The 26,070-nt window shown below is 69.4% G+C and carries 23 protein-coding genes and 1 pseudogene; 20 read left to right on the top strand and 4 right to left on the bottom strand.

Annotated elements, in window-relative coordinates; genetic code table 11:
• The first annotated feature begins 18 nt into the window (after positions 1-18).
• The 6 genes and pseudogenes from ACFPJ1_RS24085 (at position 19) to ACFPJ1_RS24060 (ending at position 5,933) form a co-directional block, all read left to right on the top strand.
• On the top strand, positions 19-993 hold the full coding sequence (locus ACFPJ1_RS24085; RefSeq protein WP_380107181.1) for an NAD(P)-dependent alcohol dehydrogenase: 975 nt from the start codon (positions 19-21) through the stop codon (positions 991-993).
• Between the two features lie 288 nt (positions 994-1,281).
• Positions 1,282-1,674 (top strand): glyoxalase superfamily protein, encoded by a 393-nt coding sequence (locus tag ACFPJ1_RS24080; protein WP_132190325.1) that lies wholly within the window; start codon positions 1,282-1,284, stop codon positions 1,672-1,674.
• 214 nt (positions 1,675-1,888) lie between these two features.
• Positions 1,889-2,992 (top strand): sensor histidine kinase, encoded by a 1,104-nt coding sequence (locus ACFPJ1_RS24075; protein ID WP_380107180.1) that lies wholly within the window; start codon positions 1,889-1,891, stop codon positions 2,990-2,992.
• Positions 2,989-3,651 carry a response regulator transcription factor gene (locus ACFPJ1_RS24070; RefSeq protein ID WP_380107179.1) on the top strand — a complete coding sequence of 221 codons (663 nt, stop codon included), beginning with the start codon at positions 2,989-2,991 and terminating at the stop codon, positions 3,649-3,651. Before ACFPJ1_RS24075 ends, ACFPJ1_RS24070 begins: the two co-directional genes overlap by 4 nt.
• Before the next feature lie 46 nt (positions 3,652-3,697).
• A pseudogene (locus ACFPJ1_RS24065) lies at positions 3,698-4,784 on the top strand (efflux RND transporter permease subunit); the annotation flags it as partial.
• Positions 4,785-4,826: 42 nt separating this feature from the next.
• Complete coding sequence (locus ACFPJ1_RS24060; RefSeq protein ID WP_380107371.1) at positions 4,827-5,933, top strand: MMPL family transporter; 1,107 nt, start codon at positions 4,827-4,829, stop codon at positions 5,931-5,933.
• A 6-nt stretch (positions 5,934-5,939) separates the two neighbouring features.
• Here ACFPJ1_RS24060 and ACFPJ1_RS24055 read toward each other — a convergent pair whose 3' ends face one another.
• On the bottom strand, positions 5,940-6,839 hold the full coding sequence (locus tag ACFPJ1_RS24055) for an LLM class F420-dependent oxidoreductase (RefSeq protein WP_380107178.1): 900 nt from the start codon (positions 6,837-6,839) through the stop codon (positions 5,940-5,942).
• A 146-nt stretch (positions 6,840-6,985) separates the two neighbouring features.
• On the opposite strand from ACFPJ1_RS24055, the gene tmk reads away from it, so the two are divergent.
• The 6 genes from tmk (at position 6,986) to ACFPJ1_RS24025 (ending at position 14,905) form a co-directional block, all read left to right on the top strand.
• Positions 6,986-8,974: a dTMP kinase gene (gene tmk / locus ACFPJ1_RS24050; protein ID WP_380107176.1), complete on the top strand. Its 1,989-nt coding sequence runs from the start codon at positions 6,986-6,988 to the stop codon at positions 8,972-8,974.
• Complete coding sequence (locus tag ACFPJ1_RS24045) at positions 8,971-10,140, top strand: DNA polymerase III subunit delta' (RefSeq protein ID WP_380107175.1); 1,170 nt, start codon at positions 8,971-8,973, stop codon at positions 10,138-10,140. Before tmk ends, ACFPJ1_RS24045 begins: the two co-directional genes overlap by 4 nt.
• A gap of 363 nt (positions 10,141-10,503) precedes the next feature.
• Positions 10,504-11,172, top strand: coding sequence for a DUF4190 domain-containing protein (locus ACFPJ1_RS24040; RefSeq protein ID WP_380107173.1), 669 nt, complete (start codon positions 10,504-10,506; stop codon positions 11,170-11,172).
• A gap of 55 nt (positions 11,173-11,227) precedes the next feature.
• On the top strand, positions 11,228-12,223 hold the full coding sequence (locus ACFPJ1_RS24035) for a DUF4190 domain-containing protein (RefSeq protein ID WP_380107171.1): 996 nt from the start codon (positions 11,228-11,230) through the stop codon (positions 12,221-12,223).
• Between the two features lie 37 nt (positions 12,224-12,260).
• Positions 12,261-13,370: a PSP1 domain-containing protein gene (locus ACFPJ1_RS24030; RefSeq protein ID WP_380107370.1), complete on the top strand. Its 1,110-nt coding sequence runs from the start codon at positions 12,261-12,263 to the stop codon at positions 13,368-13,370.
• A gap of 20 nt (positions 13,371-13,390) precedes the next feature.
• Positions 13,391-14,905 carry an alpha/beta hydrolase gene (locus tag ACFPJ1_RS24025; RefSeq protein ID WP_380107170.1) on the top strand — a complete coding sequence of 505 codons (1,515 nt, stop codon included), beginning with the start codon at positions 13,391-13,393 and terminating at the stop codon, positions 14,903-14,905.
• 36 nt (positions 14,906-14,941) lie between these two features.
• On the opposite strand, the gene ACFPJ1_RS24020 is transcribed toward ACFPJ1_RS24025, so the two are convergent.
• Positions 14,942-15,565, bottom strand: a complete 624-nt coding sequence (locus ACFPJ1_RS24020) for a hypothetical protein (protein ID WP_380107169.1) — start codon at positions 15,563-15,565, stop codon at positions 14,942-14,944.
• A gap of 127 nt (positions 15,566-15,692) precedes the next feature.
• On the opposite strand from ACFPJ1_RS24020, the gene ACFPJ1_RS24015 reads away from it, so the two are divergent.
• From ACFPJ1_RS24015 to ACFPJ1_RS23990, 6 genes are all read left to right on the top strand, one after another.
• On the top strand, positions 15,693-16,052 hold the full coding sequence (locus ACFPJ1_RS24015; protein ID WP_380107167.1) for a sterol carrier family protein: 360 nt from the start codon (positions 15,693-15,695) through the stop codon (positions 16,050-16,052).
• An 88-nt stretch (positions 16,053-16,140) separates the two neighbouring features.
• Complete coding sequence (locus tag ACFPJ1_RS24010; protein WP_380107165.1) at positions 16,141-17,433, top strand: MFS transporter; 1,293 nt, start codon at positions 16,141-16,143, stop codon at positions 17,431-17,433.
• Positions 17,434-17,467: 34 nt separating this feature from the next.
• Positions 17,468-19,192: a thiamine pyrophosphate-dependent enzyme gene (locus tag ACFPJ1_RS24005; RefSeq protein ID WP_380107164.1), complete on the top strand. Its 1,725-nt coding sequence runs from the start codon at positions 17,468-17,470 to the stop codon at positions 19,190-19,192.
• Between the two features lie 15 nt (positions 19,193-19,207).
• A complete protein-coding gene (locus ACFPJ1_RS24000) occupies positions 19,208-20,182 on the top strand; it encodes a hypothetical protein (protein ID WP_380107163.1) in 975 nt (324 codons plus the stop codon).
• Between the two features lie 144 nt (positions 20,183-20,326).
• A complete protein-coding gene (locus ACFPJ1_RS23995) occupies positions 20,327-20,866 on the top strand; it encodes a CBS domain-containing protein (RefSeq protein ID WP_380107161.1) in 540 nt (179 codons plus the stop codon).
• 4 nt (positions 20,867-20,870) lie between these two features.
• Positions 20,871-22,157 carry an ArsB/NhaD family transporter gene (locus ACFPJ1_RS23990; protein WP_380107159.1) on the top strand — a complete coding sequence of 429 codons (1,287 nt, stop codon included), beginning with the start codon at positions 20,871-20,873 and terminating at the stop codon, positions 22,155-22,157.
• Here ACFPJ1_RS23990 and ACFPJ1_RS23985 read toward each other — a convergent pair.
• A complete protein-coding gene (locus ACFPJ1_RS23985; protein WP_380107157.1) occupies positions 22,130-22,744 on the bottom strand; it encodes an SPFH domain-containing protein in 615 nt (204 codons plus the stop codon). The genes ACFPJ1_RS23990 and ACFPJ1_RS23985 overlap by 28 nt on opposite strands.
• A gap of 223 nt (positions 22,745-22,967) precedes the next feature.
• Here ACFPJ1_RS23985 and ACFPJ1_RS23980 point away from each other — a divergent pair, with 223 nt between their 5' ends.
• Both ACFPJ1_RS23980 and ACFPJ1_RS23975 read left to right on the top strand, forming a co-directional pair.
• Complete coding sequence (locus ACFPJ1_RS23980) at positions 22,968-23,915, top strand: HAMP domain-containing sensor histidine kinase (protein ID WP_380107155.1); 948 nt, start codon at positions 22,968-22,970, stop codon at positions 23,913-23,915.
• The gene (locus tag ACFPJ1_RS23975; RefSeq protein WP_380107153.1) at positions 23,912-24,556 is read left to right on the top strand and encodes a response regulator; all 645 of its coding nucleotides are present in this window, start codon (positions 23,912-23,914) and stop codon (positions 24,554-24,556) included. Before ACFPJ1_RS23980 ends, ACFPJ1_RS23975 begins: the two co-directional genes overlap by 4 nt.
• Before the next feature lie 12 nt (positions 24,557-24,568).
• Here the strand turns inward: ACFPJ1_RS23975 and pdxR are convergent, their stop codons facing one another.
• A complete protein-coding gene (gene pdxR / locus ACFPJ1_RS23970; protein ID WP_380107151.1) occupies positions 24,569-26,062 on the bottom strand; it encodes a MocR-like pyridoxine biosynthesis transcription factor PdxR in 1,494 nt (497 codons plus the stop codon).
• Positions 26,063-26,070: the final 8 nt, after the last annotated feature.

Genomic DNA, 26,070 nt, shown 5'->3' with positions numbered 1-26,070 from the left:
CGTTGCCGCCATGACCAGGTGGGCCGCGGGGCGGGCGTGAAGGCGGTCGTCTACGACCGGTACGGGTCTCCCGATGTGCTGCGGGTCGAGGACGTCCCGGTACCCTCGCCCGCCGCCGGCCAGGTGCGGGTGAAGATCGCGGCGACCTCAGTCAACCTCAGCGACTGGGAGTGCCTGCGCGGATCGCCCGCGTACGCCCGGATCGGCGGGCTGCGCTTCCCGGCTCGCAGGACGCTCGGATCGGACATCGCCGGCCTGGTCGACGACGTCGGGGAGAGGGTGACCCGGTTCCGACCCGGGGACGAGGTGTATGGCGACAACCTCACGCTGATGGGTGGCTTCGCGGAGTACGCGCTCGCGCCGGAATCCGCACTCGCCCACAAGCCAGCCCGGCTCACGTTCGCTGAGGCGTCGACCATCCCGCAGGCGGGCGCGATCGCTCTGCAGGGCACGGGTAGGGCCGTGGCGGGTCAGCGGGTGCTGATCAACGGCGCTGGCGGAGGGTCGGGATCCTTCGCGATTCAGCTCGCCAAACGGCTCGGTGCTCACGTCACCGGGGTCGACAACGCGTCCAAGCTGGACTTCATGCGGTCGGTCGGCGCGGACAACGTGATCGACTATCGCCGGGACGACTTCACCCGGACCAGCCAGCCGTACGACCTGATCCTGGACCTGGTCGCGCATCGGTCGGTGTTCGCCTACCGGCGTGCGCTGGCACCCAGCGGCACGTATCGGAGTGCGGGTGGGTCGGTGCCCACGCTGCTGCGCGTGCTCACCGTCGGCTGGCTGGTTGGGCGGCTCACCGGTCGCGCAATTGGGATCCTCGCCGTCAAGGAGGGGCCGGCCCAGTTCGAGCCGCTTGCTGCCCTCTGCGTTGCTGGAGAGATCAGGATCCACATCCACCGCACCTTCGCGCTCGACGAGGTTCCCGCCGCGCTTGCTCACGTCGGTGAGGGACGAGCCCTCGGCAAAGTGGTGGTCTGCCTCTCCTGACCGGACCAGGTACAGCACGGCGGCGGCGCCGCTCCACCTGGAGTCGGAGCGTAGCTCGGGCCCGTGGGCTGATGCGGAACCGCTCCGGCGGTGGCAGCGTCTGCGGCATGGCGAGAGCGACCGAGATCCCCCGAAAAGGTCGGTCGCGGGCCGGAGGAGATCGCTGGGTGAAGCCGGCGGGCCGGCGACGAAAGAGTCGACCAGTTCCCGCATCAATTCGGAGACGAAGGCCGGGTGGAGATCGGGTCGTCGCGGGCCCGAGGTAATGACTGCTGAAAGGGGTTCTCGATGATCACTGGAGTCGCCAAGGTCATCGTTCCGGTCGACGATCAGGAGCGGGCAAAGCAGTTCTGGACCGGCGCAATCGGGTTCGACCTGGTCCTGGACGAGGTCTACGGTGACGAGCGCTGGATTGAGGTCGAGGCGCCCGATCGCTCGGTAGTGCTCGTGCTGAGCCGTCGTCCCAGCGACGAGCCGAGGCGTCAGGTGTCCGACGCGCTGCCGCACTCGAATGTATTCCTGACGTGCGACGACATCGAGCAGACCTACGCCGAACTGACTGGGCGAGGCGTGCGCTTCCCAGCGCCGCCCGCGGAAATGCACTTCGGCTCGTGGTCGATGTTCGAGGACTGGGAGGGGACGCGGTTCGCGCTCGGACAGTGGGGATCGCGGTCAGCATGAACGGCGTCACGGACACGACGATCCTACGAACCTCCCGACGCAGTCCCCGGCCAAGGTCCTGAGCTCACTCCGCCCGCCGATCCACCATGATCGGGGCGGCGTGCTCGCCTCGCGGATGATGTCGATGTCAAGAGTCGCGCAGTACAGTCTGCTTGTGGTAGAGGGTTCAGCTCGAGGTTGGTTCGAAGCTGACGGCCTACGCCGCGTTGTGCCGTTGTTCTCTCTGGCGTTTGGCCTCGTCGCGGCGATCACGCAGCCGTCTTCGGCCGCCGACATCGTCCTGGCGGCGGTGCCGGTCGCCGCTTTCGGCCTGTGGGCTTTCGCCCCCAATGTGCCGCTCGCCGCCATTTCGGTGGGCGTATTCGTCCCGGTCGTCGTGGCACAGCGCTCCGGACAGCTCGAGCCGGTCATGTTCAATGTCGCCCTGCTCGCTTTCGCGGCCGCGCGTTGGTCTCGGTCGCTCGGGGCGGCGGCGTCGCTCGGTGTGCTCGCAGCGGCCACGCCGGTGCTGGTGGCCCTGGTCCAGGATCCGATGGAGGTCGCCGTCGGTATCTGGTTGGTGGCGATAGTCTTCATCTGGGTCGTCGGTCGTGCGGTCGCGCGCCAGGATCGACTCGTGGTCGAGCTCGAGGGCACCCGGCGTCAGCTGGCCGAGCAGGCGCTGCTGGCCGAGCGCCGTCGGATCGCTCGTGACGTCCACGACTTCGTGGGGCATGGGTTGGCTGCCGTGATGCTCCAGGTCACGAGTGCCCGGCACGTGCTGCGCCGCGACCTGGCGTCCGCCGAGGAAGCGCTGCGATCGGCCGAGGAGGTGGGCCGCCTCAGCATGGAGGAGTTGCGGCGTACGGTCACGCTGCTCCGTCACGACGACGAGGCGGGAGTGGCACCGCCGCTCCCATCGACGAAGGAGATTCCCGCGCTCGTCGACCAGGCTCGGGCCGGGGGTCTCGCCGTCGAGCTGCGAATGCGAGGAGACTTCGCTCGGATTTCACCCGGGATGGGCGTCGCGCTCTACCGGATCGCCCAGGAGGCGCTGGCGAACGCTGCTCGGCACGCGCCGCGCGCGCAAACCGTTCTCGGGCTCGAGCTGTCAGACGGGGACGTTCGTCTGGTGGCCGAGACCTCCGGACCCGTCGCCACCGTACGGGCGACTGATCCCGAGGGACCTCGGTACGGCTTGATCGGTATGGGGGAACGGGCGAGCGCGCTCGGCGGCGACCTGGTGGCCGGGCCGACGCCCGACGGTTGGCAGCTGAGCTGCCGGCTTCCGCTGACGGTCGACAACGAGCTACCAGAGGGAGGTCCGCGAATGCCATGATCCGCGTTGCTCTCGTCGACGACCAGGCGATCGTGCGCGGTGGCTTGGCGCGGATCCTCTCGCCTGCGGACGGGTTCGAGGTCGTGGCCGAGTGCGCCGACGGCAGGCAGGCGGTGGAGGAGCTGCCCGGCTTGCGCCCGGACGTCGTCCTGATGGACATTCGCATGCCGGCCCTCGACGGTATCGCCGCGACGAGGCGATTGCGCGCCGCCGAGAACCCCCTCGTCGTCCTCGTGCTCACGACCTTCGGTGAAGACGAAGTGCTGTGGGGGGCGATCGAGGCCGGCGCCGCTGGGTTCGTGCTGAAGACCTCGTCCGCCGAGGATCTGATCGCGGCGGTTCGTGCGGTCGCCGGCGGCGGGGCCTGGTTCGACCCGGCCGTCGCGCCGCGGCTGCTCGAGCGGTACCGGACGGTCGTTGCCCCGGCGGCACGGGATGCGGCGCGGCTCGACCTGCTCACCAACCGAGAGCAGGACGTGCTGCGGCTGATGGCGCGCGGTGCCACCAATGCCGAAATCGCCGCGGCCTTGCACATCGCCGAGGCGACGGTGAAAACGCGTGTCGGCAGCATCTTCACCAAGCTTCGTGTGCGCGATCGACCTGCCGCGATCGTGTTCGCGTACGACCACGGTGTGGTCACTCCGGGCCGGACGCCGTAGGAAGGCCTCCACCCCTGGTCGGAGCGCGGTTCGAGCCCGCAGGGCGATGCGAGACCGCACAGGCGTGCTTAGCGTCAGCGTCATGACCGAAAAACTCGCGCGGGCATGTAGCCGCCGGCCGTGGCTCGTGGTCGGGCTGTGGCTCGTCGTCATTGTCAGCGCCTTCGTGCTGGTGGCGACGCTCCTCGCGTTCGAGGGCGAGACCGAGATCACGAGGACGACCGAGTCCAAGGAGGCCGATCGGGTCCTCGCGGAGGGCTTTCCCCGGGAGGTTGCGAGCGGGGAGGCGATCAGCGAGGTCGTCGTGGTGAAGGCCGAGGACGGCAAGGTCGAAGCGGCTGCGACGCGCGCGCGAGTCGACACGCTCGCGGATGAGCTGCGCGCGGCCGGGGCGACCCGCGTCGTCACCTACGGCGAGGACCGGCGCCTCGTTTCGCAGGACGGGGACTCGACGGTGCTCCAGGTCGCGCTCGGCCGCGACGGGGAGGACGAGGTGGACGATGTCGTCGCCGCGGTTCAGCGCCTCGATGACCAGCCTGGCTACCGGGCGGCGGTGACCGGCGGCTGGACGGCGGACGCCGATGAGGACGCCGCCTCGCTGGAGGATCTGAAGAAAGGCGAGCTCTTCTTCGGCGCTCCACTCGCGCTCCTCGTCCTGCTGCTCGTCTTCGGCACGGTCGTCGCGGGCCTTGTTCCGGTCATGGTCGCGCTCGCCTCGATCGTGGTCGCCCTCGCGCTCGTCGCCCTCCTGGCGCAGGCATACGACCTCTCCGTCTTCACCCAGAACATGCTGATCGGCATGGGCCTCGCCCTCGGAATCGACTACTCGCTCTTCACCCTCTCGCTATCGGGAGGAGCGGCTGCGGGAGCAGACGAAGCTCGAGGCCATCGCCACTGCGGGCGGCACCGCCGGCCGTGCCGTCCTCTTCAGCGGGATCGCCTTCGTGCTCGCGATGCTCGGGCTCCTGCTGGTTCCGAGCACGATCTTCCGCAGCCTCGCCGCCGGCGCGATCCTGGTCGGGATCGTCTCCGTGATCGCCGCGCTGACGCTGCTCCCCGCGGTTCTCGCACTGCTCGGCGACCGGGTGAATGCGCTTCGCATCCCCTTCTTCGGCCGCGCAGCCGAGCAGGCGGGCCGCGAGGGCCGCTTCTGGGGCGCGATCGTCCACCGGGTCATGCGCCGCCCTGCCGCCAGCCTCGTGCTCGGCGCCGGCCTGTTGCTCGCGCTGGCGGCCCCGGTGGTCGCGCTCGACACAGGTACGTCGGGGGCGGCGACGCTTCCCGACAGCTTCGAGTCGAAGCAGGGCTATCTCCTCCTCCGCGAGGAGTTTCCGAAGGAGTCGACCGAGCCGGTCGACATCGCGGTCGCCGGAGACGTCCGCGGGCCTGCCTTGGAAGGCGCTGTGGCTCGGCTCGAGCAGGAACTCGCGCTCCGCCCGATCTTCGGGGAACCGGTCGTCGAAGCGAATGAGGCGGGCACGGTCGCCCGTGTCACGGTTCCGATCGCGGCCAACCCAGATAGCGAGGGTGCGATCGAGGCCGTCCGCGGGCTACGCGACGAGGTCGTCCCCCGCGCGTTCGCTGGTGTTGACGCCGAGGTGTACGTCGGCGGCGACACCGCCGAGGAACTCGATTACCAGGACACCGTCAACTTCTGGCTTCCGCTCGTGCTCCTCTTCGTGCTCGGACTCAGCTTCCTCCTGCTGACGCTCGCGTTCCGCTCGATCGTCGTTCCAGCGACCGCGATCGCCATGAATCTGCTCTCGGTCGGAGCGGCCTACGGGCTGCTCGTGCTCGTCTTCCAAGAAGGCGTCGGCAACGAGCTCCTGGGGCTGAGCGAGGCCGAGACGATCGACGCCTGGGTTCCGCTCTTCTTGTTCGCCGTCCTGTTCGGACTCTCGATGGACTACCAGGTCTTCCTGCTCAGCCGCATCCGTGAGCGCTACACGGCGACGGGTGACACGGACGCCGCCATCGCCTTCGGCATCGGCTCGACAGCCCGCCTCATCACCGGCGCCGCGCTCATCATCATCGCCGTCTTCTGGGGCTTCGCGATGGGCGACACCATCGCCTTCCAGCAAATGGGCTTCGGCATCGCTGTCGCGCTGCTGATCGACGCGACGATCGTCCGCTCCATGCTCGTCCCGGCAACGATGAAGCTGCTCGGTGAGCGCAACTGGTACCTGCCCTCCTGGCTCACCTGGCTCCCCGACGTGCGCGTCGAGGGTGCCAAGCCGCCACCGAAGGCTGCGCTCGGGCCGATTCCCGGCGGACGCCACTGACCGTGCTCATCGAGGTTCGAGGCTCGCCAACCCCTCGGCCAGTTGCCGGTACTGCGCTCGCGGCAGCCGGCGCTTGTCGCGGTCGGGGTCGTCCGTCTGCCAGTTCAGCACCTGGACAGCCACGTGGTTCGCGCCTGCCTGATGGTGCTCGGCGATCCAGCCCATCACAGCGTCCACATCACCCCACGCCACCACCGCATCAACCAGGCGATCGCTTCCGCCGCCCGCCAGATCCTCATCGGTGAACCCAAGCCTCCGCAGGTTCCCCGAATAGCCGCGCTTGCTCAGGTAGAACTGCAGCGCCTGCCTGGCAATCGCCCTCGCCGTACCGGGATCCGACTCCAGGACCACCTTCAGCTCCGGAGCCAGCAGCGGTCCATTGCCTAGGGCAACGCGAGCTTGCGCGGTGTGTTCCGGAGTACTGAGGAACGGATGGGCACCGCTCGATCTCGCCGCTGCCAGTTCCAGCATCCGCGGCCCGACTGCCGCCAGCATCCTGTGCTCGACCGGTACTCCAGCCGCATCCAGTCGATCCAGATAGTGCGTCAGTTCACGGTATGGCGAAAGCGCCCACTGGGCGGCCTCCCGCGGGCCGTTCCCCAACCCCAACAGCAGCCGCCCCGGATGCTCCTCCTCAGCCTGCCGATACCCAGCGGCAACCTGCTCGGACGAGTGCACCCAGATATTCACGATCCCGGTCGCGACGGTGATCCGCTCAGTCGCTCCCAACACCGCCGCCGCCGTCTCGAGCATCCCCGGCCCGTTCGCCACCCACAGAGCCCCGAACCCCAACTCCTCCACCTCAGCCGCAGCCCCCGCTAGTTGCTCCCCCTCCTGCTCCCAGAGCCACCAAGGCGCCCAAACCCCAACCGTCCCCAGATCCCGCCCCTGCTCAGTCCGCGACACCCCACGAAGCTAGGCGCCCAGAGTCCCCAGGTCAGGATCCACTTCCCAACCACTGGCCTGCTCCCACAGCGAGCATGGGGCAGATGGGAGCGGCGGTGGAGGAGTGGCGTGGGGGAATGTCGACGCGCCCGACTAGGCTTCGTGTCGTGCCGGAGGTGTATGACCCGTTGACTGATCCTGCACCGGCGCATGATCTGCGCGCGGTGTTGCGGATTCGGGCGTTCCGGCGGCTTTGGGTTGCGTTCGGGTTGTCCAGTCTGGGGGACTGGATCGGGCTGTTGGCGCTGACGGCGATGGCCAAGAACTTCGCCGGGGACGACTACCAGGCGGCGAACTTCGCGATCGGTGCGGTGTTGTTCCTGCGGGTGCTGCCCGCGCTGGTGATGGGGCCGGTGGCCGGGTGGGTCGCGGACCGCCTGGACCGGCGCTGGACGATGATCTTGGGCGACCTGATCCGGGCAGCATTCTTCGTCACGATCCCGCTGGTCGGCACGTTGACCTGGTTGCTCGTGGCCACGGTGCTGATCGAGATCGTCAGCCTGATCTGGGGCCCCGCGAAGGACGCGAGCGTGCCGAACCTGGTGCCCCGGCACCGCCTGGAGGCCGCGAACCAGCTCAGCCTGATCACGACGTACGGGTCTGCGCTGCCGGCGGCGGTCATATTCACCGCGATCACCCTGGTCACGCGCGGTCTCGGCGACTTCTCGATCGACCTGGCCGTCTACGTGAATGCCGCCACCTTCCTGGTCTCCGGCCTGGCGATCATCTCGGTCGCGGAGATCGGCCGGGCCGGCAGCCATGACCACGAGGAACACCCCACGATCTGGCGGACGATGGTCGAGGGGTGGTCGTACGTCACCGGTACTCCGGTCGTCCGCGGCCTGGTCGTCGGGATCTCCGGCGCCTTCGCGGCAGGCGCGGTCGTGATCGGGCTCGGCCGCACGTATGTCGAGGACCTGGACGCGGGCGACCCCGGGTACGGCGTGCTGTTCGGCGCGGTCTTCGGTGGTCTCGCGCTCGGCATGGGTTTCGCGCCGCGGTTGTTCTCCGGCCTCTCCCGCCGGCGCCTCTTCGCCGCGGGGCTGGTCGGCTCGGGGATCGGGCTGGCCGGGCTCGCGTTGATCCAGCAGATCGAGATCGCCACGATGATCGCGATCGCGCTCGGCTTCTGCGCGGGAGCTTCCTGGGTCTCGGGGTACACGCTGCTCGGGCTCGAAGTACCGGACAACCTGCGCGGGCGGACGTTCGCGTTCGTCCAGTCCGCGGTCCGGACCGTGCTCGCGGTCACGCTGGCGGTGGCTCCGTTCGTCGCGGGCGCGATCGGCCAGCACACTCTGTCGGTGGGCGACAGGTCCATCACCTACAACGGCGCTGCGATGACGATGCTGATCGCGGCCGTGCTCGCCGGCGTGATCGGGCTGGTCGCGTGGCGGCAGATGGATGACCGGCCAGGCGTGCCGTTCTGGCGCGACTTGCGCCGCAGTTTCGGCAAGACTCCTGGTGTGTATCCGACCACTGGCCTGTTCATCGCGCTCGAAGGCGGCGAGGGTGCGGGCAAGTCCACCCAGTCGGCGCTGCTGGTCAGCTGGCTGAAGGAGCAGGGCCAGCAGGTCCTGCTGACCCGCGAACCGGGTGCGACCGAGCTCGGCAAGACCCTGCGCCAGATCGTGCTCGACCCCGCCACCGGCGACATCTCGCACCGCGCCGAGGCGTTGCTTTACGCCGCGGACAAGGCCGAGCACATCGACTCGGTGATCAAGCCCGCGCTGAAGGCCGGCGCCGTCGTCATCACCGACCGGTACGTCGACTCCGCGCTCGCCTACCAGGGATCGGGCCGGGACCTGGACCTCGCGGACGTCGAGCGGGTGAATCGCTGGGCCACCGACGATCTGCGGCCGAACCTGACGATTCTGCTGGATCTGCCGCCCAAGAGCGGGCTCGGCCGGTTCGAGGAGCGGGACCGGATCGAGTCGCAGTCCGCCGACTTCCACGAGCGGGTCCGGACCGCGTTCCTCGACCTGGCGGCCGCCGAACCACAGCACTACCTGGTTCTCGACGCGACCCTGGACCGCGAGCAGCTCGCCGCGCAGATCCAGGCCCGCTTGCTGCCGATGCTGCCGAAGGTGGGGCTATGACGGTTTGGGACGACCTGGTCGGGCAGGAGCCCGCGGTCGCAGTACTGAAGAAAGCTGTCGACGGGGCCACTGCACGGCTGAAGGGCGCGAGCGGCGCGGCGACGGCCGGGATGACGCATGCATGGCTGATCACTGGCCCGCCCGGATCCGGCCGGTCCAACGCGGGTCGGGCTTTTGCCGCCGCGTTGCAGTGCGAGAACCAGGGCTGCGGTGAATGCGCGGTCTGCCGTACTGCGCTCAGCGGGGCGCACCCGGACGTGTCGCTGATCCGGACCGAGTTGCTGTCGATCCGGGTGAGCGAGATCCGCGAACTGGTCCGGCGGGCGGCGATGAGCCCGACGCAGGGTCGTTGGCAGGTGATGGTGGTCGAGGACGCGGACCGTCTCACCGAGCAGGCCGCGGATGCGCTGCTGAAGAGCATCGAGGAGCCGTCGCCGCGCACCGTCTGGGTGTTGTGCGCGCCGACGGTCGAGGACGTCGTACCGACGATCCGGTCGCGCTGTCGCCTGCTGGTACTGCGGACGCCGCCGGTCGGGGCGGTCGCCGAGATGCTGACCCGGAGGAACGGTGTCGAGCCCGAGCTCGCCGGGTTCGCTGCCCGGGCGGCGCAGGGGCACATCGGCCGGGCGAAGGCGCTGGCGCGCGACGAGGAGGTCCGCAGCCGGCGGAGCAAGGTGCTCGAGGTGCCGTTCGAGCTGCGCGACATCGGGGCGTGCCTGAACGCGGCCCAGCGGCTGGTCGACGCCGCGAAGACGGAGTCCAAGGCGAGTGCGGCGAAGGTCGACGAGCAGGAGCGGGCCGAGCTCGAGCAGGCGCTGGGGATGGGGACGAAGGGCGCGAAGCCGCGGGAGACCGCCGCGGCGCTGAAGGAGCTCGAGGACCAGCAGAAGGCCCGGGCCAAGCGCTGGGAACGTGACGTACTCGACCGGTCGCTGGTCGACATGATGGCGCTCTACCGCGACGTGCTGGTGCTGCAGACCGGCGCGGGGGCCGAGCTGATCAACGCGGAACTGCGCAGGGATATCGAGCACCTGGCCGGCCGCACGAGCCCTGAGCAGACGATCCGCCGCATCGACGCGCTGACCGGCTGCCGCGAAGCAATCGAAGGCAACGTGGCCCCGCTCCTCGCCCTCGAAGCCATGACCATCGCCCTCTTCGAAGGCTGACCTCCACCACGCACGTCGGACGGCCTTCTCGGTGACGCTGCGTCCACTGAGGGCGCGCAACCTCCGGCGGGCGGCGCGGGGGTCGGCGGGGGCGTGCACTGAGTGGGTTGCGGGGTGTGTTCAGGGCACCCCGGGTTGGGAGGGACGGGGTGGCGTACCGGTCGGGGGCGAGGGTTTCTCAGGGCGGGGCGGTAGAGCGCTGTTGGGGAGATGTTCAGGCGAGGTTTTCGGGTGTTCGACGGGTGAGACACGCGTCTGGGTTGCGGACTGAGATGTAACGAAGGTAGTGGGCGTTGCGATGTGTGGGTGACCGGGTGAAACGGAACCCGGGCGTATTCATTTGTTTGATGCTGAAGGATCTGGATGACCCAACCGCCCTCCCCGATCCAGCCCGGTCGGAACCCGCTTCCGCCGGCCGAGTCCTGGCTGGAGGGCGTGCCGAGCCCAGCGCAACGTCGGCTGGATCGCTATGCCGTGGCGGCGTTCGCGTTCAGCCTGCCGGGGCTTGTGCCGGTCGCCGCGGTACTGGCGTTCATCGCGCTGTCGCGGATCCGCAAGTCCCGGGCGCGTGGACGAACGCTGGCGATCAGCGCGCTGGTGATCAGCGGGTGCTGGCTGATCGCGATCGGTGTCGCCGTGGGCCTCAACCTGTACGGCGAACAGCGCGCGGGCATCGGCCGGACCACGGTGATCAGCGAGGTTCAGGTGGGGCAGTGCTTCGACGCGGACCTGGAGGCCCAGACGCCGCGGGTGGTCCGGATCGCCGACTGCGGCGCGCTGCACAGCGGCGAGGCCTTCGCGAAGGTCCGCGCGACGCTGACCGGGCTGTCCAGCGAGCAGAAGGGCCAGGTCGCCACCCAGCAGTGCGCGGCCGCCTTCGCGACGTTCATCGGCAAGTCGTTCGAGACCTCGGACCTGGACATGTACTACGTCGTGCTGGAAGATCGTGCCGTTGCTGACGGCAACGTCTTGTGCATGGTCGGACAACTCGGCAAACAATTGACCGGCACCATGCGCGGATCTCAGCGCTGACGCCTGCGTCGCAATCACTCGAACACCATCCGACGCAGAGCCCTGGGGAGCAGCCTTGAGCCAGCCGCCATCCGGTCCGGACCAGTACCGGCCCGAGCCGAACCAACCTGACCCGAACCGCCCGCAGGACATCCGGCCGCAGGACACACCCCGCGAGTTCCCCACCTACGGACGCCCGCAGCCGCCGGCCCAGCCGTCCTACCAACAGCCCTCGCCCTACGAGCAGTACCAGCAGCCCTCGCCGTACCAGCAACCTCAGCAACAGCCGCCGTACCAGCCGCTGGGCTCGCCGTATCAGCCGACGCCTCAGGGCCCGCCGTACGGGCAGCAGCCTGCGCCGAACTGGCAACCCTACCCGCAGCAACCCGGGTACCCGCCGCCGTACGGCTATGGCTACGGATACCCGGGTGCCCTGCAGGACAAGACGAACGCTCTCGCGATCGCCGCGCTGGTCACGGGCCTGGCAGGGCTGTTCTTCGGGATCACCGCGCCGATCGCGATCGGGCTGGGCATCGCCGCCCTGGTCCAGATCAAGAAGCGCCGGGAGAGCGGTACCGGGCAGGCCGTCGCCGGGCTGGTGATCGGCAGCCTGGTCACCACGGGCTGGGCCATCCTGCTCGTGATCATGTTCGCGCTCGACTCGACCGGCAGTGGCGAGGAGTACTACGGAGCGCCAGCGCCTACCTCGTCCGTGCCGGCGACGTACGTCGATGAGCTCGCGGTCGGGGAATGCTTCGACGAGGTCGGTTCCGACGACGAGGTCGAGCGCGAGGTATGCCTCGAGCCGCATGATGCCGAGATGTTCGCGGTCGAGACGCTCCCGGCCCAGGCCTGGCCCGGCGAGTCGGCGGTCGTGAAGGCGTCCGAGGCGACCTGCGACAAGGCGTTCCTGGCGTATGTCGGCATCGAGATCGGCAAATCCCGCCTCGACACGGACTTCTGGTACCCCGACTCCGCGAGCTGGGACGAGGGCGACCGGAAAGTGCTCTGCATCGCCTACGGCCCGGACGGCGACCTGCTCGACGGCAGCGTCAGAGGCACGAAACGCTGATCAAGCTCTGATCGCCACGTAGGCTGACGGCGTGGGCATGGTGATGGCGGTGTCGTTCGAGCGCTACGGGCGGCTGTACTACCTGGACCCCGGCCCGTACAGACCGCGGGTCGGGGACAAAGTGCTGGTCCCAACCGATGACGGGCCCGAGGTCGCCGAGTGCGTCTGGGCGCCGCAGTACGTCACCGAGGAGATCGGTGGGCTGCCGCAGTGTGAGGGCGTCGCGACCGCGGCCGACCTGGACCGCGACGAGCAGAACCGGCAGCGCCGGGCCGACGCCCGGCTGACCGCGAAGCGGCTGATCCGCGAGCACGGCCTGCCGATGAAGGTGGTCGGCATCGACTTCGTGGACCGCCGCGCGGACGTCGACCAACTGGTCATCGTGTACTTCTCCGCGCCGCACCGGGTGGATTTCCGCGACCTGGTCCGCGATCTCGCCCGTGGTCTGCGGGCCCGGATCGAGCTGCGCCAGGTCGGCGCCCGCGACGAGGCCCGCCTGCAGGGTGGAATCGGGCCGTGTGGTCGCGACCTGTGCTGCGCGACCTTCCTGAAGGACTTCGAGCCGGTCAGCGTCCGGATGGCGAAGGACCAGGACCTGCCGCTCAACCCGCTGAAGATCTCCGGCGCCTGCGGGCGGCTGATGTGCTGCCTGAAGTACGAGCACCCGCTGTACCAGGAGTTCAACGCGAAGGCTCCGGCCACCGGTACTGCGGTTGAGACGCCGGCGGGGGACGGCGTGGTCGTCGGGCACAACGTGCCGAGCGACACGGTCGTGGTGCGGCTGGCGGCCTCCGGACGCAGGTGTGCCTGCAGCCGCGCCGACGTGTGCTCGCCGCGCCAGCAGTACGAGGCGTCGCCGACCACTACCCCCGACGCGCCGCTGCCAGTGGACCTCCAGGACCCCCAGCGCCTGCCAGACTCCCCGGAGGTCTCCGTACCGGCTGCAGACTCGGCAGAAGCTGCTGAGCCGGCACAGGTGGAAACGCCGGAGCCGGACCAGGTGAGCCCGACCACTCGCAGGCGGAAGCCCCGCAGGCGGCGACGGGTGAGCCACGAGGACGCGGCGCCGGCTCCGGAATCCGTGGCGGATACCGGAGACGAACGGGATGCAGGAGCAGGCGACGGTACGGGAGACGGCTCGCAGTGAAGACGCGCAGGACAACAGCAGTGCTGGCAGCCCTGGCGCTCCTGACAGCGGGCTGTGGTGTGGCCAGCCGGGCGCAGGACGCCGACGGTGGAAGCAGTACCCAGCCAGGCGGCACCGCGACCAAGGGACCAGCCGGGCCGATCCCCGCGGGGCTCGAGAAGTTCTACCAGCAGCAGCCCGACTGGGAGCGCTGCGGCTCGGGTAACCAGTGCGCGACCATCACCGTGCCGCTCGACTACGACAACCCTTCCGGCAAGACGATCGAGTTGCGCGCCCGCAAGGTTCCGGCCCGCGATCGCACCGGCAAGATCGGCACGCTCTTCATCAATCCGGGCGGTCCGGGCGCCTCCGGTCAGGAGTTCGCTGCCGCGGCCGGGTTCGTGCTGGGGGCGCCGCTGCTGCGGAAGTTCGACGTGGTCGGCTGGGACCCGCGCGGAGTGGGCGAGTCGACGCCGGTCCGCTGCCTCGACACCGAGCAGCTGGACCAATTCATCGCCGCGGACGGCAGCCCCGACAACGAGGCCGAGATCAACCAGCTGAACACCGAGGCCAAGACAATGGCCGACGGCTGTGAGCAGCGCTCCGGCGAGCTGCTGCCGCACGTCTCGACGAAGGACGCCGCCCGCGACATCGACGTACTGCGAGCCATCGTCGGCGACTCCGAGCTCTACTACCTCGGCATGTCCTACGGCACCCTGCTCGGCGCGACCTACGCGGAGCTCTTCCCGAAGAACGTCGGCCGACTCGTGCTGGACGGCGCGGTGGACCCGTCGAAGTCGTCCGAGTCGAACAACATGGCCCAGGCCAAGGGGTTCGACACCGCGCTGGAGGCGTTCGCGGAGGACTGCGCGCAGCGTTCCTGCCGGCTCGGCAGCACCAAGGGCGAGGTGCTCGCCAAGGTCGACAAGCTGCTCAACGACAGCGACGCCAACCCGCTCCCGGGCGACGGCAAGCGCGAGGTGACCCAGGCGATGGTCGTGCTGGGCGTCATCTATCCCCTGTATCTGAAGGACTACTGGCCGCGGCTCGAGGATGCGGTGCTCGACGGGCTGGCCGGGAAGGGCGCCCGGCTGCTGGCGCTGGCCGACGAGTACACCGACCGCACCCCGCGCGGGTACTCGAACAACGCCAACGAGGTGATCTACGCGGTGAACTGCGTCGATCGCCCCGACATCAGCTCGATCGCCCAGGCGAAGTCGCAGGAGGCGGCGTACCAGGCGGCCTCGCCACGGTTCGGCTCGTTCCTGCTCTGGGGGTCGCTGGCCTGCGCGAACTGGCCGGTGAAGCCGGAGGACAAGCCGCACGCCATCAAGGCGCCCGGCGCGAAGCCGATCGTGGTCGTCGGAACCACCCGCGACCCGGCGACGCCGTACGCGTGGGCGGTCGGGCTGGCGGAGCAGCTGGAGAGCGGCGTGCTGATCACCCGCGACGGCGACGGCCACACCGGCTACAACGAAGGCAATGCCTGCGTCGACAACGCCGTCGAAACCTACCTCCTGAAAGGCACCGCCCCCACCACCGACCTGAACTGCTGACCCGCGGCTCGCACCACGCTCCAGCTGTACGAACCGCTAGCTCGGGCGGTTGTCGTTGTTCGTGGGGAGTTGGAGGGTGTCGGTGGCGTGGTCGAGGACGGCGCGGAGGCCGGCTTCGTCCTGGGGGCGGCCGCCGACGGTGATCTCGATCGCGGAGCGCTTGCCGTCGTCGGCCGGGAGCCAGCGGGACAGGCCCATCCGGGGGCCGCGGGTCTTGTCGACGTAGGTGTAGATCAGCGTCCCGCCGTCGCGGCTGATCACTTTGAGGTCCGCCTCGTCGATGCTCCGGGCGCGGGCGTCCACCTGCTTGTCCGGCGACTGCTTGCTGCCGCGGGCGTCGAAGCGGATCTGCCAGACGCCGGTCGGATCGGCGTACCGCGGGCGGAGACCTCCCTGGGTGCTCTTCCAGCCGGCCGGCACCTCGGAGGTGATCGGGGCCTTGTCGGAGCCGAAGTTGGCCGTCGTGAACTGCAGCGAACCCGGCTGCAGGCCGTCGGTCGCGGACGGCTTCGGCGTCGGCGTCGGCGAGGTCCGCACGGTGTCCGCGGAGGTGTCCGGGCTCGATGCGTTGTTGATCGCCAGAACCGTGCCGAAGACGGCCACACCGACGGTCATTCCCGCCAGTGTCGCCAGCAGCGCCTGGTGCCTGGGCGTGAGCATCCGACCTCCGCTTCGGTTCTCTCGGTCGCCATCTGATTATCGGGTACGAAGGGGCCGTCAGCGAAACCTGTTCCCGAACAGACGCTGAAACCTCTGCAACAGCAGGCGCGGCGTACGCTGGCCCGTCGTGGAGAAGGACGTGACGCCGGACCAGGCACTCGAAGCAGCACTGAGCCGGTACGACGCCGGCGAAGCCGGACGGGCCGACCTCAAGCTGCTCGTGAAGGGTCTGCTGAAGCTCCTGGTGGCCAAGGCTCCGGGACACGCGGTGGAGGTGCGAGTACCGCCGTACGGCGCTGTGCAGTGCATCGAGGGACCCCGGCACACCCGTGGCACTCCTGGCGCAGTCGTGGAACTGCCGGCCGAGCTGTGGATCGACCTGGCGCTGGGCCGGATCGGCTGGACCGAGGCCCGCGCGACCGGCAAGGTCCGCGCCAGCGGCGAACGCACCGACCTCAGCGGCCTCCTCCCGCTGCTGCCCCGCTGACCAACGCAGGGCCGATGCAGCGGCGACAGCGGTAGCCAAGGGGTAAAACAGGTTCGTCCTGCCGGGACGCCGATGACACCATGGGCCGGTGGCAACCACTTTCCGCGCCCGGCTGGCCCGGCTCCGCGTCGATCTGACCCCGTGGCACGGTTCCCGCGACTTCCGCATTCTGGTGGTCGCCGGGTCGGTGTTCTTCCTCGGTGGCATGGTCGGCTATGTCGCGCTGCCGTTCCAGCTCTACCAGCTGACCGGCTCGAACTTCGCGGTCGGCGCGATGGGCCTGGTGACGATCGCGCCACTGGTCGTCTTCGGCCTGTACGGCGGGGCGCTGGCCGACCACGTGGATCGGCGGAAGATGCTGATCGCGACGGGGATCGCGCAGGCCCTGATCTGCGCGTTGATGCTGGGCAACTCGCTGCTCGACAACCCGCGGATCTGGCTCATCTACGTCTGCGGCGCGCTGAACGCGATCGCCACCTCGCTGCAGCGACCCAGCCGCGAGGCGCTGTTCCCGCGAGTGGTGAAGCACGAGGAGATGGCCGCGGCGGTGGCGCTGACCTCGTTGACGATGCAGATCGGCCAGCTCGCCGGGCCCGCGCTGGGTGGCGTCCTGGTCGGGACGGTGGGCGTGAGCTGGGCGTTCGGGGTCGAGTTGACCGGGCTGATCATCGCGACCGCCCTGTACCTGCGGCTCGGTTCCTACAAGCCGAGCGAGCACAGTACGCCGCCGAGCCTGCGGGGGATCGGCGACGGGATCGTCTACGCGTTCCGCCGCAAGGACCTGCTCGCCACCTATCTGGTCGACATGGTCGGCATGTTCCTGGCGATGCCGATCGTGCTCTTCCCCGCCTTCGCGACGGACGTGTTGAAGGAACCGAAACTGCTCGGCCTGCTCTACAGCGCCGAGGCGATCGGCGCGATGATCGCCAGCCTGACCAGCGGCTGGGCCAAACGGGTGCACCACCAGGGCCGGGCGGTGGTGATCGCCACCATGACCTGGGGCGCCGCGGTCGGGATCGCCGGGCTGGCGCCGAACATCTGGTTCGCGATCGCCTTCTTCGCGGTGGCCGGCGGCGCCGACATGGTCTCGGTGCTGTTCCGCTCGGTGATCTGGAACCAGACCATCCCGGATGAGATGCGCGGGCGGCTGGCCGGCATCGAGATGCTCGGGTACTCGCTCGGCCCGCTCGGCGGCCAGGCCCGCTCCGGCCTGGTCGCGGACGTCGCCGGCGTCCGTACGGCGATCGTCAGCGGCGGCATCCTCTGCGTCGCGGGCGTGATCGGCACCTCGGTCTGGCTGCGCGAGTTCTGGCGGTACGACTCGCGCACCGACGAGCACGCCGTCCGTGAGCGCGATCTCCGGACCGGGGTACAGGCGTAGCTTCGAACCAGACCCTTCGGTTCCAAGGAGCGGCATGACCACCATCGCTGAGTTGCTCGTCGAATCTCTGGCCGACCATGGCGTCACCACCGTCTGGGGTGTTGTCGGCGACGCCCTCAACCCGGTCACCGACGCGATCCGCCGCGAGGACAGAGTCGAGTGGATCGGCGTCCGGCACGAGGAGGCCGGCGCCTTCGCGGCCGGCGCCCAGGCGACGCTGACGGGACGGCTCGGCGTCTGCATGGGCACCGTCGGGCCAGGCGCGATCCACTTGCTCAACGGCCTGTACGACGCGGCGAAGTCCCGCGTCCCGGTGCTCGCGATCTGTGGCCAGGTGCCTCGCGAGGAGATCGGCAGCGACTTCTTCCAGGAGGTGGACAACGACGCCCTGTTCGCGGACGTCGCCGTCTACCGGGAGACCATCACCACCCCGGAGCAGGCGCCCGCGTTGATCGAGCAGGCCGTGAACGCGGCCCTGACTGAGCGCGGGGTCGCCGTCCTGTCGATCCCCGGCGACGTCGGCGGCCTCGAAGTACCGAATGGCACGCCGGTGCCGAAGTTCCTCGAGCCGGCGTCGCGCACGGTTCCCGATCCGGCCGAGCTCGAGCAGGCCGCGGCGGCGCTGAACGCGGCCGAGAAGGTCACGCTGCTGGTCGGGATCGGCGCCCGTGAGGCGCTCACCGAGGTGCAGCAGTTGGCGACCACGCTGGCAGCGCCGGTGGTGCTCACGCTGAAGGCCAAGGAGGGCTTCGAGGAGCAGGTGCCGCAGGAGGTCGGACAGTCGGGCCTGCTCGGCAATCACGCGAGCAAGGTGGCGTTCGACGGCTGCGACGCGCTGTTCCTGGTCGGCACCGACTTCCCGTACCGCGAGTTCCTGCCGGCGGGCAAGACAGTCGTCCAGCTGGACCTGCGTGGCGAGCACATCGGCCGGCGGGTTGCGGTCGACCACGGCCTGGTCGGGCACGCGCGCCCGACGCTCGCCCAACTGCTGCCCTTGCTCCACCAGAAGACCGATACGAGCCACCTCGACAAGGCCAGAGCGTCGTACTCCGCCTGGCGGGAGCGGCAGCAGCAGTTCACCGACCCGAAGTTCGACCGGAAGCCGAAGGGGCTGCTGCGCCGCAGGGTGGACAACCCGGACGCGCGGATCCGGCCCGAGCTGCTCGCGGCCGCGATCGACCGGCACGCGGCGGACGACGCGATCTTCACCAGTGACACCGGGATGTCGACGGTATGGCTTGCCCGGTTCCTCCGGCTGCGCGGCGACCGGCGGCTGGTGGGGTCGTACAACCTCGGCTCGATGGCGAACGCGATGCCGCAGGCGCTCGGCCTGGCCGCGACGGACCGGGACCGCCAGGTGATCGCGTTCTGCGGTGACGGCGGCCTGTCGATGCTGCTGGGTGACCTGATCACCGCCGTCTCCTACGAGTTGCCGGTGAAGCTGGTGGTGTTCGACAACGAACGCCTCGGCATGGTGAAGCTGGAGATGGAGCAGGTCGGTCTCCCGGAGTACGGGACGAAGCTGCAGAACCCGGACTTCGCGGCGGTCGCCGTGGCGATCGGGATGACCGGGATCCGGGTCACCGCTCCGGGCGAGGTGGACGAGGCGGTCAAGCGGGCGCTCGCGACGCCGGGGCCCGTGCTGCTCGACGTCCTGACCAATCCCGACGAGGTGGCGATCCCGCCGGAGCCCACGGTGAGCCAGGGCTGGGGCTTCGCCATCGCCAAGACCAAGGAATTCCTCGAAAGCCGCGAGTAACTAGTCTGGGTCACCATGCGTATCCGTCCGGTAGCCCTCGTCGTGGCAGGCGTGCTCGTCCTGGCCGGTTGCGGGGGGCCCGGGGCGGAGGACGCGCCGAACGTGCCGCCGCTGGTGTCCGTCAGTACGACGCCGACCGAGACGCCATCCGAGACCCCTTCGCAGACGCCGAGCGGGCCGCCGACGTCCAAGGTCGCGGACACCCTGTGCGTGCGGATGGACCAGACGCTCGTGCAGACCACTCTCGCCGTACCGGTGGTTCAGATCCAGCCGAAGGGCGTCCCGGCCGAGTTCGGCCTCCCGACGTACGACGTGTGCCAGCTGGGCCTCAGCACGAGTCCCAGCGGCCCGGTACTGCGGGTCGGCATCTCCGTGCTCCCCGCGACCCCGGCGACTCTTGCCGCGGCACGGAAGGCCTACGACGCCACCAAGGCGGAGCCGGCGAAGCCCGTCAAGCTGGGACAGGGTGGGTTCGGCACCAGCCGCTTCGTGGTGTTCCTGCTGGACGGGAAGCTCGTGAAGGTCAGCGGACCGCCCGCCACGGTCGCGAAGTACGTAGTACTGGGGCAGGAAGCGCTGCAGCAGGCGCCTGGGCTGGCGGAGGCGGCACCGCTGATCACGCGGCAGGAGTGCGAGCGCGGCTCGTCCAAGGCGGACAAGGTGCTCGGCGAGCCCGCGATGATCCGCCGGGACAGCGAGACCGACGCGGGCGACCTGGTGTGCGGCTGGATCACGGCGACCGGCGTCCTCTACACCAGCGTCCGCCGGGTCGCCGACGCCGAGAAGGTGATCGCACCAGCCCGCAAAGCCGCGACCTCGGAGTCCGTCCCGCTGGGCGACGAGGGCTACGTCGACACCGCCAGCGGCCGCGCCATCATCCGCGTCGGCACCGACAAGCTCATCGACCTCGTCCCGCTGCCGCCCGGCAAGGCCGACAAGGACGACATGATCGCCTTCACCCTCGCGATGTCACCGCTCTACACCCGCTGACCTCGTAGCCCCGCAGCTCCGGCTCTCGGGGAGATGGGTGCTGGAACCCATTCAGCCGCAGCTCTCGCGCAGCAAGACTTTCTGGACAAGCTGCCTCGTGGATCCGAGGCGGCCGAGCTCCAGTGCAGAGGTGAGGTGCGCGACATGGGAGTCTCTCCGACGGTCACGGCCGGGGTCCCGGCGAGGCCCGCCTCGGAACGACGGGACGGTGCCATGCAGGCCGGTGATATCGCTGTCAGTCTCCCGACCGTGACGAGCGCGGACCCGGTGGCGAAGGCGGTCCGGATGATGGCGGTCGGACGGCTGCCCGGGCTGATCGTGGTCGACGCGGACTCCCGGCCGACCGCGGTGCTCCCCGGTTCGCAGGTACTGCGGCTCGCGATCCCCGGGTCGTTCCAGGAGGACCCGATGCTGGCCCGCACGGTCGACGAGGCCCGGGCGGACTCGTTCTGGCGTGAGTTGGGCGGCCTGTCCGTCGGCGACTGCCTGCCGCGCCAGCCGCTCCGGCCGGCCACGGTCTCCGCCGATGCCACCCTGCTGGAGATCGCCGCCGTGATGGCACGACTGCGCAGTCCGCTGGTGGCCGTGGTCGGGCCGGACGGCGTACTGACCGGGACGATCACGCTGGAGCGGCTGCTGACCAGTCTCGCGGTCACCGGGCCCGGCGAGCCGCCGCCGGGGTGACCCGGTGAGACAGGTTCTCGCGCTGGCGATCTTCGCGCTGGCGTTCTTCTTCATCGCCACCGAGAAGGCGAACAAGGTCAAGGTCGTGCTGATCGCGGCCGCCGTGATGGTGCTGCTCGGGCTGGCCCCGGGTGCCGAGGTGTTCTACTCCGAGCACGAGGGAATCGACTGGAACGTCATCTTCCTGCTGCTCGGCATGATGATCATCGTCGGCATCATCAAGCAGACCGGGGTGTTCGACTACCTCGGCATCTGGGCGGCGAAGCGGTCCCGCGGCGAGCCCTACCGGCTGATGGTGATGCTGATGGTGATCACCGCGATCGCGTCGCCGTTCCTGGACAACGTCACCACGATCATGCTGGTCGCGCCGGTCACTGTGGTGGTCTGCGACCGGCTCCGGATCCCGGCCCAGCCGTACCTGATCGCCGAGGTGCTCGCCTCGAACATCGGTGGTGCCGCCACCCTGATCGGCGATCCGCCGAACATCATCATCGGCAGCCGGGCAGGCCTGACGTTCAACGACTTCCTGGTGCACATGGCGCCGATCGTGGTGATCGTCTTCGTGGCCTTCGTCCTGCTCACCCGGTTGCTGTTCCGCCGCTCTTTCCGCTACAACCCCGAGCAGGTGGCGGCTGTGCTCGCCCTGCAGGAGCGCCGGGCGATCAAGGACGGCCGCCTGCTGGCGCGCTGCCTCGTCGTACTGGCCTTGGTGGTGGTCGGGTTCGCCCTGCACTCGGTGCTGCACCTGGAGCCGTCCATCGTCGCCCTCGTCGGAGCCGGCGCGATGGTCCTGGTCTCCGGGGTCGACGTGCCCGACGTACTGCGCGAGGTGGAGTGGTCGACCCTGGTCTTCTTCATGGGGCTGTTCGTGATGGTGGCCGGACTCGTGCACACCGGAGTCATCTCCGAGATCGGTCACTGGGCGGTCGCCCAGGTCGGCGACAACTACCTGGTCGCGGCGACCGCGCTGCTGTTCGGCTCCGGAGTGCTGGGGGCGTTCTTCGACAACATCCCGTACGTCGCGACCATGACGCCGGTGGTGGAGGGCGTCGTCGCCGAGGCGCCGGATCCGGACAGCGGGCAGTCGTTGTGGTGGGCCTTCGCTCTCGGCGCGGACTTCGGCGGCAACGGTACTGCGGTGGCCGCCAGCGCGAATGTGGTTGCCCTGGGCATCGCTTCGCGGACCGGTCACCACATCACCTTCTGGCAGTTCACCCGGTACGGCATCGTGGTGACGGCGCTCAGTATCTCGATGGCCTGGGTCTACGTCTGGTTGCGGTACTTCGTATGAGTCGGCGCCAGGCCCAGGAGTCCCGGGGTGAGCTCGGTTTCGATGCCGTCGACAACGACCAGGTCCACGGTCAGGCCGAACTCGGACGTCCGTCCGAGCTCCTCGGCCAAGGGTTTCGTCCGGAGTGCCAGCAGGTCTGCAGTCTCGACATAGGAGATGTATTGGGCGAGTGCGGTCTCAACGGCGCCGGCCGCGGAGCCGACCGGGTCCGCGCAACCGGCGGCGACGCCCGGGTCCATGATCCGCACGACCGCGGTCGCGAGCAGATGGACCGGTACTGCGTCCCGCGTGCGGGCGGACACCGTGATTGGCAGGTGCAGCGAGGTCCGAGGAAAGGAGTGGCAGCGTTCGATGAAGGGCAACCGCAGAGCCAGGCCGGAGTCCACCACCCGAACAACCCGGCCGAACCGGCTGACCACCAGCCAGCAGCCGCGCGGAGTCGTCCGGAGGGCCAAAATCACCAAGACGGCCAGCACGATGACCCCGGCAACTACCCACCGCCAGCCTCCATCGGGCGGGAGGCCCGCCGCGAGCTGTGCCGCTGTGGTGCTTGGGGCTGGGACGGTGGTGCCTGGGGTGGAGGGCATGGCCGGCTCCTCGGGTGCCGACGCGACGGGTGCAGTCGGCGGTGGGGGTTGCTGGTGCGGCGGGACGGTCGGCGAACCCCACGTCTGCCGGCCGTCCGCCGCAAGGCCAGTCTCTGTCGGCAGGGTGGGGCGGGGGTATGAGTGCTGCACCCCAACTTCGGCCGGGTGCGTGGACAGTCCGATCGGCGTGGGTGAGGGTGGAACGGTGAGCTCGGGAATGGGAATGCCCCTGTACTGGCGGGTCTGCTTGATCAACGGGCTGGTACTGGTGGCCGCGACAGTTGCGCTCGCGTTGCTGCCGGTCACGGTCTCCGCCCAGGTTCTGGTGTCCGAGGCGATCGTGCTGCTGCTCGGGCTGGCCGGAATCGTGGTGCTGAAGTCGCTCCTGCTGCGCACCAGCCTCGCGCCGCTGGACCGGTTGATCCGACTGATGGAGCAGGTCGATCTGCAGCGCCCGGGCCAGCGGCTGCCCGAGGACGGCAGCGGGACGGTGGCGAAGCTCGTGAAGAGTTTCAACGCGATGCTGACCCGGCTGGAGATCGAGCGAGGAACCAGCAACGCGAAGGCGCTGGCTGCCCAGGAAGCCGAGCGGCACCGGATCGCCCAGGAGTTGCACGACGAGATCGGCCAGAGCCTGACCGCGGTCCTGCTCGGCCTGAAGCGGCTGGCCGACCGGGCTCCCGAGGAGTTGCTGGATGAGATCTCGCTGGTCCAGGAGACGACCCGGGCCGGGTTGGACGAGGTTCGTGAGGTGGCCCGGCGGCTGCGGCCCGGAGTACTGGAGGATTTGGGGCTTCACAACGCGCTGGCCGCGTTGGCGACAGAGTTCTCCGCACGGGGGATCCACGTCCGCCGGGTCTTCTCGCCTGGGTTGCCGCCGGTTGCTCCGGAGACCGAGTTGGTGATCTACCGAGTCGCCCAGGAAGCCCTGACCAACGTGGCGCGCCACTCGGGGGCCGACCTGGTCGAGCTGTCGCTGCGCCGCCAGGGCACGCAACTGGTGCTGGGCATCGAGGACAACGGCCGCGGTCTGCGGGGAGCCGAGGAAGGTACGGGTATCCGCGGGATGCGGGAAAGAGCCCTGCTCATCGGTGGCGAGCTCCGGGTCGACGACAGCCCCGGTCGGGGTACCGCGGTCCGGTTGTTCGTCGCGGCGGAAGGCCTGTCGTGACCCGGATCCTGCTCGCGGACGATCACGCGCTCGTCCGCCGGGGCGTCCGGCTGATCCTCGACAACGAGCCCGACCTGACCGTGGTGGCCGAGGCCGGCGACGGTGCCGAGGCGGTCGAGATCGCTCGTACTACGCCCGTCGACCTGGCGGTTCTCGATGTGGCGATGCCCCGGATGACCGGTTTGCAGGCCGCGCTGGAACTGTCCCGGCGGCGCGATCCACCGCGCATCCTGATGCTGTCGATGTACGACAACGAGCAATACTTCTTCGCCGCGCTGAAGGCGGGGGCCTCGGGGTACGTGCTGAAGTCCGTCGCCGATCGCGACCTGGTGGACGCCTGCCGCGCGGCAGCCCGCGGCGAGTCCTTCCTCTACCCGGGCGTGATGAGCACGCTGGTGCGTGACTACCTCGAACGGGTACGCCGCGGCGAGCGGCTGCCGGGCCAGGTGCTCACGCCGCGCGAGGACGAGGTGGTCAAGCTGATCGCGGAAGGCCACTCCTCCAAGGAGATCGCCAACGCGCTGACCATCAGTCCCAAGACGGTCGAGCGGCATCGCGCCAACATCCTGCAGAAGCTGGGCATGCGCGACCGCACCGAGCTGACCCGCTACGCCATCCGCGCCGGCCTGATCGAGCCCTGATCCGCCGCGGCATCAGCGCAGTACTTCCGCGATGGTGGCGATCGCCTCGGTGATCTCGGTGGGCGTGCGGGCTGCGTAGCCGAGCACCAGGCCCGGCGATCGGGGTTCCTGGTAGTGCCAGGACAGTGGCTCGGTCTTCACACCGAGCTTCAGAGTTGCCGAGGCCAGCCGGCGGTCGTCGATCTGCTGGTCGTCGAACGTGATGGTGAGGTGCAGCCCGGCGGCGGCGCCGTGCACGGTGGCGCCGGGGATGTGGTTGCTGATGGCATCGATCATCGCATCGCGGCGTTGCCGATGGCGCCTGCGGACGAAGCGGAGCTGGCGTTCCAGCTCGCCAAACTCCATCAAGTGGGCGATCACCAACTGTGGCAGGGTCGCGTTGCCCAGATCCGCGAGGCGTTTCGCGCCGACCAGCGCTTCGCGGTACTGCGCCGGCGGCAGCATCCAGCCGATCCGCAGCGCCGGGGCGAGGATCTTCGAGAGGCTGCCCGCATAGATGACGCGATCGGTCAGCATCGCCCGCAGAGCGGGAACCGGCGGCCGGTCGTACCGGTGCTCCGCGTCGTAGTCGTCCTCCAGGATCAATCCGCCCTCGGTGGCCCACTGCATCAGCTCCCGCCGCCGCTCGCCGTCCAGTACTACGCCCGTCGGGAACTGGTGCGCGGGTGTGACCACGACGGCTCGTGCACCACTCTCGCGGAGGGCGTCCACCCGGAGTCCGTCGGAGTCGACTGGGATGGGTGGAGTCCGCATTCCCCAGCCCTGCAGGTGCAGTCGTGACCCGAGTGAGCCAGGGTCCTCGACGGCGATCTCGTCGATGCCGTCGTTCTGCAGCACCTGTGAGACCAGGCTCAAGGCCTGGGAGACGCCCGCCACGATGATGAGGTCGGCGGGGTCGGCCTTGATGCCACGGTTGCGCGCGATCCAGTTCGCGACGGCCAGCCGTAGTTCCGGAGTACCGGCTGGTTTTCCGTAGCCGAAGGCTGAGGCAGACAGGTCGGTGAGGACAGCCCGCTCGGCCTTGAGGTAGGCGGCGCGCGGGAACGCGGCCAGGTCAGGCACCCCGGGCGTGAGGTCGATCCTTGCGGGTAGCGCCCGCATCGCGTCGAACATTTCCAGCCCCGGTTCCGGAACAACACCATCAGTCATTCTGGTAAAGCCGTCGGAGTCGGTGCGGGAAGTGCTGATCGGGGCGGCGACTACTACCGTCCCCGCCCGGCCTCGGCCGGCTACGTGGCCGTCCTCGGTGAGGCGTTGGTAGGCCTCGGTGACGACGCCGCGGGAGACCTGGAGCTCGACGGCCAGCACGCGGGTCGCAGGGAGCCGGCTGCCGATCGGTAGCCGCCCGTCGGAGATCGCGGCGCGGAAACGCTCAGCCAGCCAGTCGGCCAGCCCGCCCGCCGGCGCATCCTTCGGACGCAGTTGGAGGAAGTCCGCCCCAGGCGGCTGAGGGATCGATTCGCCGATTATGGACCTACCAATCTTCGACTGATTGGACCTGTTCACCGGACCAT

The organism is Kribbella qitaiheensis (assembly GCF_042657745.1).
Lineage (GTDB): Bacteria > Actinomycetota > Actinomycetes > Propionibacteriales > Kribbellaceae > Kribbella > Kribbella qitaiheensis.
Note: the sequence above shows the minus strand (reverse complement) of the source record. Positions and strands in the feature narration are given on the sequence as shown.